Consider the following 13050-nt stretch of genomic DNA (forward strand, 5'->3'; position numbering starts at 1 on the left):
TCGGTGGATGCGGCGCTTCGGCGGATGGGATGTGGGTGGACGCGAAATCGGCGGGTCGGGATGAGCGGCCGTGGCCCTGGCCCGAGCCGGCGGCGAGCGGGCAGGTGGATGCGGCCCGCGGCGGGGATGCGGCCGGCGTCGGGGATGCGGCCCGCGGCGGGGATGCGGCCGGCGTCGGGGATGCGGCCGGCGTCGGGGATGCGGCTCGTGGTGCTGATTCAGGCCGTGGGGCGGATTCAGGCCGTGGTGCTGATTCAGGCCGTGGTGCTGATTCAGGCCGTGGTGCTGATTCAGGCCGTGGTGCTGATTCAGGCCGTGGTGCGGATGCGGCTCACCGGGCGGATGCAGCTCGAGGTGCGGGGGCGGCTCGTGGGGCGGGGGTGGCCTTCGTTCTCGGCGGGGGTGGCATCCTCGGTGCGAGCGAGGTCGGCATGCTCGCCGCCCTGTTCGACGCCGACATCCTGCCCGACCTGGTGGTAGGCACCTCCGTCGGCGCGATCAACGGGGCCGCGGTGGCGGCCGAACCCGCGCCCGCGACGATCGACCGGCTGACCGATCTGTGGTCGCAGCTTGGCGTCTCCGACGTGTTCGCGGGGGGCCCGGCCCGGCGGCTGGCCACCGTCGTCCAGCACGGTCACCTGCACTCCAACGCCCCGCTGCGCGCGCTGCTGCGCACGCACCTGCCGGCCGGGCCGATCGAGGACCTGCCGGTGCGGTTCCAGTGTGTCGCGGCGAGCATCGAACGGGCCGCTGCGCACTGGTTCGACCGCGGACCGCTCGTCGAGGCGGTGCTGGCCTCCTGCGCGGTTCCGGCGCTGCTGCCGCCGGTGCGCATCGGGGAGGAGCACTTCATCGACGGCGGGATCGTCGACAGCAACCCCGTCGGACGGGCGGTGGAGCTTGGGGCACACACGGTCTACGTCCTGCACGTCGGCCGGATCGAACGGCCGCTACGGCCGCCGCGCTGGCCCTGGGAGGCCGGTCTGGTCGCCTTCGAGATCGCCCGCCGGCGCGGCTTCACCGAGGCGATGGCCCGGCTTCCCAGCGGGGTCGCCGTCCACGTGCTGCCGGTCGGGGAGCGCGGCGCCCCGCTGGTGCCGCTGCGCTACCGCTCCACCTCGGGCCTGAACCGGCGCATCCAGCAGGCCCGGCAGGCCACCGCGGCCTACCTCGACCTCACCGCCGGCGACCGTACCCGGTCGCTGGATGTGCTCTGACCTGGAGGGCTGACGCCGTGGGCGTTCCACCGTGGGCGATCCGCCGGTTCCTGGTCGACCCGCTGTTCGTGCCGCTGGCGGCGGCGCTGGCCCTGCTCGCCGTCGCCGTCGCCGCGCTCGGCCTGCTGGCCGCTCCGGTGGACCGCCGGCTGCGGGTGCCGCGCGCGGCCCTGCTCGTCGCGATCTACCTGACCGCCGAGATGGTGCTGATCGTCGCCATGTTCGGGCTGTGGCTGGCCCGGCCGGCCCTCGACGGGCGTTGGGAGGCCGCCCACCTGTGGCTGCTGCGCCGCACGCTCGCCGTGCTGGTCGCGGCCGCCCGGCGGCTCGTCGGGCTGCGCCTGGAGGTCACCGAGCCGCCCGTGGGGACGGTCGACGCCGGTTCGGGGCCCGTCCTCGTGCTCAGCCGGCACGCCGGGCCGGGGGACTCCTTCGTGCTCATCCACCTGCTGCTCAACCGTTACCACCGGACCCCACGGGTGGTGCTGATCAATCGGCTCCAGCTCGATCCGGCGATCGACATCCTGCTCGGCCGGCTCGGCGCCTGCTTCCTGCGCAACGACGGCTCGGACGACCATGCTGCCGCTCGGATCGGCGACCTCGCCAACAGCCTGACCGCCGGTGAGGCGCTGGTGATCTTCCCGGAGGGGGCGAACTTCACCCCGTCACGCCGCCGGCGGCTGATCGCCCGGCTGCGTGCCCGCGGCCAGTGGGACCGGGCGGCGATCGCGGAGGATCTTGACGCCGTGCTGCCGCCGCGACCGGCCGGGGTGCTCGCCGCACTCGCCACCGGCCGCATCGCCGCCACGATGATCGTGGCGCACGCCGGCCTGGACGAGCTCAGCGCGCCCGGCGAGGTCTGGCAGGCCCTGCCGTTCGCGTCGCCGCTGCTGCTGCGCTGGTGGTGGGTGCCGGCGGCGGAGATCCCGGGCCCCGAGCGGGCCAGGCGGCAGTGGCTGACGATGCACTGGGCAGTGGTGAACGCCTGGATCGGCGCTCAGCGCGCCGTAAGCCTCAGCGATGGTGGCGGTGGCGTTGCCGTCCGAGGCGGCGGCATTGTCGGCGATGGTGTCGGCGGTGGCGGTGGCGGTGGCGGTGGCAATGGCGGCGACGGCGTTGTCGGCGATGGTGTCGTCCGTGGTGGTGGTGGCGATGGTGGCGGCGGTGGTGGTGGCGTTGGTGTTGTCAGCGGCGGTGGTGTCGGCGCGGCCCAGCCAGCGGCGGGCGACCCGCCGTCGCCAACGGACCCGGCCAATCCCGTGCTGTAGGTGGCTTTTCCTCGGGGGCGGTGCGAGTTGGTTCCCGTGTCGTCTCCGCCCACAGCGTACGAACAGGTGTTCGACATTGGGTGGATGTTGTTCTACCGTTACCCCATGGATCTCAACGACTTCGGGGACGGCCCTGACCCGCCGACCCGCCTCGCCACAATCTCCCGCCAGCTCGACGGGCTCCTCACCGCCCAGGCCTGGCAGCTGTCCGACACGGAGCTGGACGGGCTGCTCGAGGGGGTCTGCCGGCTGACCAGCCGCGTCGCCGCCGTCCGAGGGCTGCTGTTCGTCGAGGCCCAGGACCGCGGATTCGCCGTGCGCCACGGCGCCACCGACCTCACCGGCTGGCTGCGCGACCGGCTACGCCTGACCACCCGCGACGCCCGCCGCCAGGTCACCCTCGCCCACGACACCACCACCGTCCACACCGCCACCGGCACCGCGTTGGCCGACGGAACGATCACCGTCGAACAGGCGATGGTCATCAGCGACGCGCTACGCACCCTGCCCACCGCCACCACCCCCGACCAGCAGACCGCCGCCGAACAGGCCCTCCTACGCTTCGCCGACCAGTTCGACCCCCACCACCTCGTCAAACTCGCCGCCCGCCTCCGCGAAACACTCACCACCACCGACACCTCCCCCGGCGGCGACGACCCCCACACCGACAGCCACACCGGCGAACACACCAACCCCAGCACCCGCACCGGCAAGACCGGCAAGACCGGCAACGATGGCACCGGCACCGGTGGCAACGGCGGCCTCGGCGGTCACGGGAACGACGGCCGCGACACCCCCACCCCGGACCCGGCCGACATCCGCCGCCTCACCCTCACCGACACCCCCACCGGCGCCACCCTCATCCACGGCGAACTCGACGCCGAAGGCGCCGCCCTCCTACGCACCGCCCTCGACAGCCTCGCCGCCCCCCACCCCGCGGCGGACGGCACCCCCGACCGGCGCAGCCCCACCCGCCGCCGCGCCGACGCCCTGCTCGACCTCACCACCCGCGCCCTCGGCGCCGCCACCCTCCCGCAGAGCGGCGGGGTGCGCCCGCACCTCACCATCACCATCGACTGGAACACCCTGCTCGCCACCGGCACCACCCCCGCCACCACCGACTGGGGACTCCCCCTACCCCACAGCGTCCTGACCCGACTGTCCTGCGACGCCGACATCACCCGCATCATCCTCAACCCCGCCGGCGTCCCCCTCGACATCGGACGATCAACCCGCGTCGTGCCCCCACAGCTACGCCGCGCCCTCGCCGCCCGCGACCGCGGATGCAGCTTCCCCGGCTGCGACCGACCCCCGTCCTGGTGCGAAGCACACCACGTCATCCACTGGACACACGGCGGAACCACTGCCCTCCACAACCTCGTCCTGCTCTGCGGCCACCACCACCGCCAAGTCCACCACGACGGCTGGACCATCATCTTCACCGACGACGGCCACCCCGCCTACACCCCACCCTGGCGCATCGACCCCCACCAACGCCCCCGCCGCAACCCCTACACCCACCTACCCGACCTCCTCACCAGCGCCACCTGACAAGGGGTGGTCGGCCCAGCCTCCGCCGACCGCCTGCTGGCTTCCCCTCGCAGGTCGTGGGGAGACGCGCAGCCGGCCGGCAGCGCCGGGAGCCGTGCCGACCGGCAGACCACCGTGGGCTGGTCGTCCCAGCCGGGCCCTGCCTCCCCGGTGCGGCGGCATCCGTCGGCCCCACGCGGGCGGGCGAGGGCTGTGAAGGCCGCCCCGGTCACCATGATCTGGAGATGCGGCTGGCTAGGATCGACGGGCCATCTTGATGGTCTTCTCGAGCTGGTCGCGGTCCACCTCGGCGACTCGCCCGTTCGTCGGCATGGTCGGGATGTGGCCGCCGCCGAGCACCAGGTCGGTGGTGTGGCGCAGGCCCATGTCCTTCTGCTCGACGTCGAGGATGGCCTCCTCGACCCGGTATAGCTTCTCGATCTGCGACACCTTCGCCTCGACCTGGGCGGCGACGATGCGCAGCCGGCGCTCGGCCTTGGCCAGGCGCCGCTCCAGCCGTCGGTCGACGATGTTCGGCATAGGCTCGTCGCGCTCCGTCGGATCGTGCAGGTACAGCTCGACCGCCACGGCGACCAGCGGGATCAGCGCCTGGAACAGGATCACCGCGCCGCCGGTGCTCTCGCCGGCCGTGCCCTGCGTGCGCACGAGCACCCCGGCGATCGACAGCAGCAGGAAGATCGCCGTGGTCAGGCTCAGCGCCAGCGGGGACGATTTCGACTCGACGAGCTGTTCGCGGATGTCCAGGTCGATCTTGAAGCGGCCGGCGTCGGCATCGGCGAGCATCTGCTTCTGGGCGCGGGCGAGGATGGACGCCTTGATCCCGTGGGCGAGCGCCACCCCGGCGATGAAGACGGCGACGCCGAGCAGGCCGCCGAGCCACCACTCCGGGCCGTAGCCGCCGACGTCGGCGAGCACCGCATAGGACTGCGCGAACACGTAGAAGTCCAGCGCCGCGAGCAACGTCAGGACGACCGTGCGGGCCGGTCCCGCCAGCGCCATCTGCGGGATGCGCTCCTGCACCCCGACGCTGCGCCACAACCGGCCCTGCTCGACCTTGTTCTTGATCAGTTCGGTCCGCCGCTCGCGGCGCTCGGCCCGGGAGTCGATCTCCATGCGGAGCTCGGCGATCAACTCCTCCAGGGTCCGCCCGTCGGCCCGGACGGCCGCCCGGACCTCCTGGACCTCCGCGTCCTCCAGGCTCTTGAGGACCTTGGGGCGGGTCTCCGCACCCGCCAGCGCGATGTCGGCGTCTCCCACCCGGCGGATGAGCTGCTTGGCCAGACGCCCTGGCTGGTTTCCCCTGCGCAGCACCGTTTCAGGCTCCTACTTTTCCGATGTCGGTCCCGATGGGCGGTCAGTGGACGGGGACGGCGGTCAGCCGATGGGGATGAGCGGTTCAGTCGATGGGGCGGGCAAAGGTGCCGCCGACGAAGCAGAGCATGGCGCAGACGATGCCGAGCACCGAGGCGACCATGGCCTCGCGCGCCCCCTGCTGTTCGTCGCCGGAAAAGACCATGGTCAGCACGAGGGTGCCGACGCCGACCACGGCGCCGACGGCGCCGAGCATGAAGCGGCGGGCGATCGTCTCCCGCGGCGGCAGGGTGGACAACGCGTCGATCGGAGCGATGCGGCCGGCCCGAGCACGGTTGCCCACCCGGCGCCGGATGTCGCGCAGCCGGAAGGTGTTGCCGGTGATGAAGAAGCTGAGCGCGGTCACGATCATCGATCCGGTGACCGAGACCTTCGCGAACGGGGACGACAGGGTCAACCAGACCCAGATCTCCAGTACCGCGAGCATCACCAGGCAGCCGGTGATCACGACCGTCGAGCGCATCAGTGCCGGGCTGAAGTGCTGGTCCTCGGGCTCGTGCAGGACGCCCATCGGTCGTCTCCTCGGCTTGAGTTCCACCGGCGCCGTCGTGGCCAGTAGCGGTTCGGATGGATCGGCGTGGTGCGTGCCGCGGCGGTTGCGGACGGGATGCTCCGGGAGCTCGGGGGCTGCCGCGACGGGCGCGGGCGGACGGGCGGCCGGGACGGTCGAAGCGGCCGGATGAATCGGATGAATCTGGTCTGTCGGGTCTGTCGGGGTGGATGAAATGGGTGACGTCGTCGTAGGGGTTGTGTCGGTCGAGATGGTGCGGATGGTCGAGCTAGCTGCAGTCACTGCTGATCCGTCGACACAGTTCGCCCTTGAGGTACCGGGCGAGATCCTGCTGCGGCCGATCCGCCGCGCCCTCGTTGACCCCGAGGAACCGAACCTTGTCGTTGCCCACCGTGGTGATCTGCTGGGTCTCGAAGCACCGCTTGACCAGCGCCTCGGCGATGGACGCGGACGCCTTCTTGCCGTCGACGTTGAGGCAGTCGGAGTCCTGACCGGTGCCGAGCAGGTCGCTCCAGACGAGAACGGTCACGTCGGTGACCTTCACGTCCGGTGTGGACCGGACGGTGTTGAGCTCGTCGTTGATGCCGGCGAGCAGGCCCGTGGCACTGCCCTTCGCGCTGACCCGCTCGGTCTGGACGACGTGGTCGATCTCCGTGCCGAGGGCCTTGGCGGCGGCGACCCGGTCCTTCTCCTCGCGCCGGTTGTTGTTCCGTTTGATCTGGAACATCCGGTCACCGTGGAAGCAGTCCGAGTACGTCATGGCCGTGCCGCCGCTGGCGACGAGCCGGATGTAGGCGCCGTCCTTCAGCGCTGTGTCGAGATAGGGCTGGACCCGGGTCGCGACGCGCTGCGCGGTGGCGGCCGAGTTGTCGGTCACGTCGAGCAGCACCAGCAGCAGCGGCGCGCCGGCCGAGGGCGTGGACTCCTGGTACTTGGAGCAGTCGAGCGGACCGTCCGCCTTGGACGTGCCGAGCAGGCCGCCGGCGTCACAGGCAGCGAGCATCGGCGTCGCCAGCATGGCCGCAGCCACCAGCCCGGCCAGTCGGCTGTGCAGGCGGCGGCCCCGGCCCCGGCGTCGGTCCTGGCTCTGGCCGCCCTGGCCCGGACGTCGGTCCTGGCCAGGGTCCTGGCCAGGACGTCGGTCCTGGCCCTGGCCCGGATGGTCCTGGCCTCGGTCCTGGGTCCGGCCTCGGTCCTGGGTCCGGCGTCGGTCCTGGGTCCGGCGTCGGTCCTGGGTCCGGCGTCGGGCTGCGGGCTCACCCGTTCCGGCCGCGCCCGGAGGCAGGGGCACCGGCGGACCGGCGGAAACGTCGCACGTCATCGAAGCACGATCTCCACTCGGCGTCGGCTCGCGTCGGCGACGCCGTCCTGCGCGCCTTGTTCGCCCCTGCCCTCGACATCCAGCACGGAGCTGGGGATGTTCTGCGTCGCCAGCCACGCCTCGACGGACTTTGCCCGTTCCAGCGACAGCTTCTGGTTGTCCTCGGTTCGCCCCAGCCCATCGCTGTAGCCGATCACCGAGATGGGGCCGGGATGCTCCCGGATCGCGGGCAGGACCTGCTGCAACGCCGTCATCGCCTCCCCCCGCAGTTCGCTGCTGTTCGAGTCGAACAGGTAGTCGGCGCTGACCGTCGTCACCTGGCTGCCGTCCGGCTGGGTGATGAACTTGCTCAGCGGTGGCAGCGGGTCGGCCTCGACGGCGGGCGCGACCCGCGTCGCGTGCGGCGCCGGGGTGAACGAGGCGGTGTCGCTGCTGGCCGAGCAACCGGCCGTGAGGCCGACCAGGGCCAGCGCGAGCGCCGCCCCCGTGCACGCGCGAACCCCCGGAATGCCGCGCCTGAACGTGGCATCTCCGGGTGCGGAGTGAGCGTGATACACGGTCTGCCCCCAACGGCGAATGCGGGGCTCACCATAACGGGGGCGATCGGGGTACCTCGCCGCGCCCTAGGGCGTTGTGTGCACCGTGGGACAGAACGGCGTCGCGTTGAGCAGGATGTTCCTCGCTCGCCGCATCCGGGCCGACCGCCGTTCGTGTTCGCCGGCCGCGGCGGCTCGCCGTGGGAGACCCTCGGACAGCAGACGACCCCGGGGTTCTGGACGGGCGCCCGTCCAGAACCCCGGGGTCGCCCGGGTTCGTCGCCGCCGCCGAGATCGGCGGCGGCTATCGATCAGTAGGGGGTGCGACCCGCAGCGGGTGCCGGTCAGCAAGGGGTGCCGAGCGATTGCGACTGCTCGGCAGTAGTGGGGCCGAGCAGTCGCGGGGCCGAGCAGTAGCGGGGCTGATCAGTAGCGGGTGCCGGTGGTCGTGGTGGTGGAGGCGGTCCGGCTGCGACGGCGGCGCAGGCGGCGCAGCCCGCGGGCGGCGGAACGGTCCGCCTGGTTGACGTCGTGCCGAACCTCGTGTCGCATGCGGCGCAGAATCTTCATGATGGTGCCTCCCCTTCGTCGGTTTCCGGACCGGTGTTCGTGCTAATTCCGGCTTGTCCGGTGACGTCTGAGGGGGGTTTGCCCGGAGTCGTCGTCCTCACACCTCCCCGAGGGCGAAACTAGCGGGCCGGCGGCCGGCTCGTGACAAAGATGGAGGTCGAGGGCACATACCCGCCGCGCACAGGCCCCCACTGCCCCCAGGTCCGCTCCTGGCCGGCCGGCCATTCCGGCTCGATGATGTCGTGCAGGATCAGTCCGGCCGCGACGATCTCCCGGACCCGGTCGCCGATCGTGCGATGCGTCTCCGTGTAAATCGCCTGGCCCTGTTCATCGTGCTCGGTGTAGGCGCGCCGGTCGAAGTAGCTGTGGAACACCCGCAGCCCGTTCTCGTCCGGATCGTCCGGCAGGCACCACACGAACGGATGAGTCGTCGAGAACACCCAGCGCCCGCCGGGCCGCAGCACCCGGGCGACCTCGCGCATCACCGCCCCGCTGTCGGCCACGAACGGGACCGCGCCGAACGCGGAGCAGGCCACGTCGACGCTCTCGTCCGCGAACGGGAGCGCGACCGCGTCGGCCTGGACCAGCGCCACCTCGATGCCGGTGCGGGCCGCGTAGGCGCGGGCCTGGGCAAGCTGGCCGCCGGACAGGTCGAAGCCGACCACCCGGGCACCCTGACGCCGCAGCCACCGCGCGCACTGGGCGCCGCCGCATCCGACCTCCAGGACGGTGCGGCCGGCCACGTCCCCGAGCAGCCGGAGCTCGGACTCGCGCAGTCCCTCGGGGCTCCAGCAGAAGTCGCTGTCTCCGAGGAAGGCACCATGTTCGGCCTGGTAGTCAGCGGCCGCGTCGTCCCAGTAGATGCGGCTGGCCCGCCGGGCGGTCTCGGGATCAATATCGAGGTACCCGTAGGCGGGTGGCTGCTCCTCGCCGTCCCCGCCGTCGATCGTGCCTGTGCTGTCGATCGTGCCTGTGCTGTCGATCGTGTCTGTGCTGTCGATCGTGCCGCTGGTCGCGGCGTCGTTTTCTGGGCTGCCCACGGTGGCTCATGCTGGCATCCGGGCGCGCGCCGCCACCCGCCGGGGCGCCCGCCACCGGCAGGACTCCTCGCCGCGCAGTGGCCCGCGCGCCCGGGCGCCCTCCGGCGGCTGGCTCGGCCGGCGCGGTCGGGGGATGATCCGGGTCATACCGCAACATCACTGACGATGGGGAGGCCCGCTGATGGCGGTCGGGGTCGGAGCGGTCGAGGTCGGAGCGGTCGGGATCGGTGTGCGAGCTGTGGGTGGGGCGCGTACGGGCGGGGTGTCCGTAGCGGCCGGTGGCGCGGTGGTGAGGTCGTCACGGTGGGCGTGAAGCCGTCCGGGTCCGCCGCCCGGGTCGGCCGCCTGCTGCGGTTCCTCGGCGGGCACGGCGAGACCGGTTACTCGCTCTCGGAGCTGGCCCGGGCCGTCGGCATCGACAAGAGCACCTGCCAGGCGATGCTGCTCGCCCTGGTCGAGCAGGGGTTCGTCCACCGCGACGACGGGCACCGCACGTATGCCCTGGGCCCCTCGGCGCTGGCGGTCGCCGCCGCAGACGGGGACCGGGCGCGGCTGGTGCGGCTGGCCCGTGCGGAGCTGGAATCGCTGACCGCGGACCTCGACCTCGAGACGTTCGCGACCACGACCTTCGCCGGCAGTCTGCTCGTCCTGGCACGCGTCCCCCGCTCCGCCCTGTTCGGGTTGTCCATGCGGGTCGGCCAGACGCTGCCGTTACGCCCGCCGGTCGGCGCCGTGCACCTGGCCTGGGCGCCCCCTGCCGCCGTCGACGTCTGGCTCCCCGCCGCCGGCCCCACCCCTGCCTCTGGCTTCCTCGCCGACGTCACCCCCGAGACCTGCGCAGACACCGCCCCGGCGGGCGAGGCGGAGAGGGCGGCCGGGGCGGGCGGGGTGTCGGCGGGCGAGGTCCGGGCGGACGCGTTCGCGGCGGGCGTCGTGCCGGACCCCGCCTGGGCGGTGGAGCCGGCGTGCCGGCATCGGCGGGTCCTCGACGCAGTGCGCGCACGGGGCTACTCGGTGACGGCGGACGACGCGCTGCGTTGGCGGTTGCGAGACGTGGTCGACCAGGTCGCGGACGCCCCGGCCGACCCGGGCCCGCGTCGGGAGCGGGACGAGCTGCTGCGGACCCTCGCCGAGCGGGAATACGAGATTCTGGATCCGGACGAGGCGAAGTCGTGGCCCGTGGGGGAGATCTGCGCGCCGGTGTTCGGTCGCGACGGTCGGGTCGCCGTGGCCGTCGGTCTGGTCGCCGCGCGAACCCTGGACACGGCCGGGCGCGCGGCCATGGTCGACCGGCTGCTGCTCGCGTCGACCCGGCTCACGGCGCTGACCGGCGGCCGCCCGCCGGACTGACGCCGGCCCCGCCGGACTGACGCCGGCTCCGGCGGTGGTCAGAGCTCGCTGTGGCTGACCGCCGCGCCGATCACGGCCCGGTCCTCGGCGATGGTGATCGGCGTGTAGACGACCGTGTCGGTTGCCTGCCGGTCGACGAGGCGTCCGCGGCGGCTCTCCCCGACCAGTCGGGCCCGGCCCTCCAGCGAGCCCACGCCGACCTCGTGGTCGGCTGGGCCGAACGGGCCGGTTCCGGCCAGCCCGGCCTGCTCGGGGGCCTCCGTTGCGTAGATCCGGACGATGGCGCCGGGCACGGTCGTCCACCGCAGCACGGTCCCGCCGAGCGTGGTGCGCGCCTCGAGGTCGAGCACCGGCCGCGGACGGGCGACGACCCTGACCACCACCTCCGCCGCCCCGGAGGGTGCCAGCGCGTCCGAGCTGTCCGACCCGGCCACCCAGACCCGGTAGCGGTAGACCGCGCCGGGCGCGGTGTCCTCGTCGAGGAAGTAGCCGGCGGTGCCGCGGAACCGGCGCTTCGCCCCCGACAACGGCGAGGTCTCGGCGAACGTCCGCTCGATCATCACCTCGTCGCGTTCCGGCATGGGCCGCCAGGACAGCGCGACCGCGTTGTCGGACATGCTGGCCCGCAGCGCGGTGACCGGCGGCAGCAGCGTGCGGGTCGGCGTGCGGACGGGCGTCGAGCGCAGCCGGCCCGCGGCGCCGGTGACCATCGCGACCACCTCGTGCCAGTGCGGGACGCCTCTGGGCGCCCCGGCGTCGAACAGCTCGGTGCCGGTGGTGATGCCCAGGCTGCGTTCGCGGCGGCCGTTCGGCGCGGACGGATCCGCCAGCACCCGCGACACCCGGTAGGACGCCCCCGGGGTGACCGACGGCGCCCAGCGCAGCAGCACTGCGCCGTCCTGCTCCACCGCGGTGAGCTCCGCCGGCGCCGCCGGGCGATCCATCGCCGGTTCTGCGGGCATCGCCGGTCCGGTTCCTATCGCCGGTTTGGTAGGCATCGCCGGTTCGGCTGCCATTGCCGGTTCGGTGGGCATCGCCGGTTCGGCTGCCATTGCCGGTTCGGTGGGCATCGCCGGTTCGGTGGGCCGGGGTAGCGCCTCCGCGTCGCCGGGATCCGGCGCGACGGCCGACGTCGCTCGTGGGCCGGCGACGCCGGGGGTGTCCGGCGGCTCGGGGAACCGCGTCGGGGGCAGACCGGGGGGTGGCTGGTGGCTGGTGCGGCCCGCCACCCGCGTCGCCTCGTCGCAGTCGTCGACACCGCCGGGCGGCCCGCCCGCGCCGGTGGGGCTCGCAGCGCGCAGCGAGCCGGGAGCCGCCGGGGCCTCCGGTAGCGAACCGGTGAACCGGCCCGGCGCCGCACTGCCTCCGCCGGGCGGCGCGGAATACCGCAGGTGCCAGGACAGGGCGTCCACGCGGCCCACCCCGGGCTGCGGCCGGGAGCGGGCGGCCTGCTCGAGCAGTTCCCGGGCCCGGGCCGGCGTCAACCGCTGGGCGGGATCCTTCGCCAGAAGGCCGTCGAGCACCGGGCCGAGGGCGCCGGCCCGCCGAGTCGGGGCGGGCGGGTGGAGCAGGATGGCGGCCAGCATCGCGCCGAAGCTGTCCCGCTCGAACGGCGGGTGCCCCTCCACGGCGTAGTACAGCGTGCCCCCCAGGCTGAACAGGTCCGCCTCGAAGGTCGCCGGCCGGTTGTCGAGCCGTTCCGGAGCCATGTAGAGGGGGGTTCCCAGCACGCCGGTGACCGTGAGCGTTGGATCGCCGTCGCCGGTGGCGATGCCGAAGTCGGTGAGCACGACCCGGCCGTCCGTCCCGATCAGCACGTTGGACGGCTTGACGTCGCGGTGGACGATGCCGTGATCGCGGGCGGCGACGAGCGCGTCGAGCATCGCGATCCCGATCCGGGCGACCTCGGCGCCGGGCAACGGCCCGTCGTCGCGCACGACCTCGAACAGGGAGCGGGACGGCACGAGCTCCATCACGATCCAGGGCAGGCCGTGTTCGAGGACGACGTCGAGGATCGTGACGACGTGGGGATGGCCGCGCAGCTTGGCGGCGTGCCGCGCCTCGCGCAACGCCCGCTCGACCCGGTCCGCCCGTTCGGCGCCCGCGACACCGCCGGCGAACTCGATCTCCTTGAGCGCCGCCTCGGTCTCCAGGACGGAATCGAAGGCGCGCCAGACCGTCCCCATCGCACCCGCACCCAGACGCGCGACAAGTCGATATCGGCCCGCCACCACGCGGTTGCCTACCGGAACGGCAGCCACGACACCCCCTTGGCTTCGTTCATTGTCGCAGGCCAGCTTCCCAGGTGAACCGAA

Annotated in this window: 12 protein-coding genes; 5 read left to right on the forward strand and 7 right to left on the reverse strand. The window is 73.1% G+C overall.

Annotation, left to right across the window (positions count from 1 at the left end):
* Positions 1 to 207: 207 nt before the first annotated feature.
* From FRAAL_RS03195 to FRAAL_RS03210, 4 genes are all read left to right on the forward strand, one after another.
* Positions 208 to 480, forward strand: a complete 273-nt coding sequence (locus tag FRAAL_RS03195) for a hypothetical protein (RefSeq protein ID WP_157734098.1) — start codon at positions 208 to 210, stop codon at positions 478 to 480.
* A complete protein-coding gene (locus tag FRAAL_RS03200) occupies positions 432 to 1217 on the forward strand; it encodes a patatin-like phospholipase family protein (RefSeq protein WP_231861483.1) in 786 nt (261 codons plus the stop codon). The genes FRAAL_RS03195 and FRAAL_RS03200 overlap by 49 nt, the downstream gene beginning before the upstream one ends.
* A gap of 17 nt (positions 1218 to 1234) precedes the next feature.
* On the forward strand, positions 1235 to 2485 hold the full coding sequence (locus FRAAL_RS03205; RefSeq protein ID WP_011601984.1) for a 1-acyl-sn-glycerol-3-phosphate acyltransferase: 1251 nt from the start codon (positions 1235 to 1237) through the stop codon (positions 2483 to 2485).
* A 105-nt stretch (positions 2486 to 2590) separates the two neighbouring features.
* A complete protein-coding gene (locus tag FRAAL_RS03210) occupies positions 2591 to 4036 on the forward strand; it encodes an HNH endonuclease signature motif containing protein (protein WP_041938763.1) in 1446 nt (481 codons plus the stop codon).
* 234 nt (positions 4037 to 4270) lie between these two features.
* On the opposite strand, the gene FRAAL_RS03215 is transcribed toward FRAAL_RS03210, so the two are convergent.
* From FRAAL_RS03215 to FRAAL_RS03235, 6 genes are all read right to left on the reverse strand, one after another.
* Positions 4271 to 5347: a hypothetical protein gene (locus FRAAL_RS03215; RefSeq protein ID WP_011601987.1), complete on the reverse strand. Its 1077-nt coding sequence runs from the start codon at positions 5345 to 5347 to the stop codon at positions 4271 to 4273.
* A gap of 85 nt (positions 5348 to 5432) precedes the next feature.
* Positions 5433 to 5918, reverse strand: coding sequence for a hypothetical protein (locus FRAAL_RS35980; protein ID WP_011601988.1), 486 nt, complete (start codon positions 5916 to 5918; stop codon positions 5433 to 5435).
* Between the two features lie 268 nt (positions 5919 to 6186).
* Entirely contained in the window at positions 6187 to 6936 is a 750-nt protein-coding gene (locus FRAAL_RS03225) for a hypothetical protein (protein WP_011601989.1), read from the reverse strand.
* Positions 6937 to 7235: 299 nt separating this feature from the next.
* Positions 7236 to 7796, reverse strand: a complete 561-nt coding sequence (locus tag FRAAL_RS03230; RefSeq protein ID WP_011601990.1) for an OmpA family protein — start codon at positions 7794 to 7796, stop codon at positions 7236 to 7238.
* 405 nt (positions 7797 to 8201) lie between these two features.
* On the reverse strand, positions 8202 to 8327 hold the full coding sequence (locus FRAAL_RS35495; protein ID WP_257720611.1) for a hypothetical protein: 126 nt from the start codon (positions 8325 to 8327) through the stop codon (positions 8202 to 8204).
* Positions 8328 to 8464: 137 nt separating this feature from the next.
* Positions 8465 to 9385, reverse strand: a complete 921-nt coding sequence (locus tag FRAAL_RS03235) for a class I SAM-dependent methyltransferase (protein WP_011601991.1) — start codon at positions 9383 to 9385, stop codon at positions 8465 to 8467.
* Positions 9386 to 9688: 303 nt separating this feature from the next.
* On the opposite strand from FRAAL_RS03235, the gene FRAAL_RS34520 reads away from it, so the two are divergent.
* Positions 9689 to 10735, forward strand: coding sequence for a helix-turn-helix domain-containing protein (locus FRAAL_RS34520; protein ID WP_231861485.1), 1047 nt, complete (start codon positions 9689 to 9691; stop codon positions 10733 to 10735).
* A gap of 38 nt (positions 10736 to 10773) precedes the next feature.
* Here the strand turns inward: FRAAL_RS34520 and FRAAL_RS03245 are convergent, their stop codons facing one another.
* Positions 10774 to 12996, reverse strand: a complete 2223-nt coding sequence (locus tag FRAAL_RS03245; RefSeq protein ID WP_011601993.1) for a serine/threonine-protein kinase — start codon at positions 12994 to 12996, stop codon at positions 10774 to 10776.
* Positions 12997 to 13050: the final 54 nt, after the last annotated feature.

This window comes from Frankia alni ACN14a (assembly GCF_000058485.1).
GTDB lineage: Bacteria > Actinomycetota > Actinomycetes > Frankiales > Frankiaceae > Frankia > Frankia alni.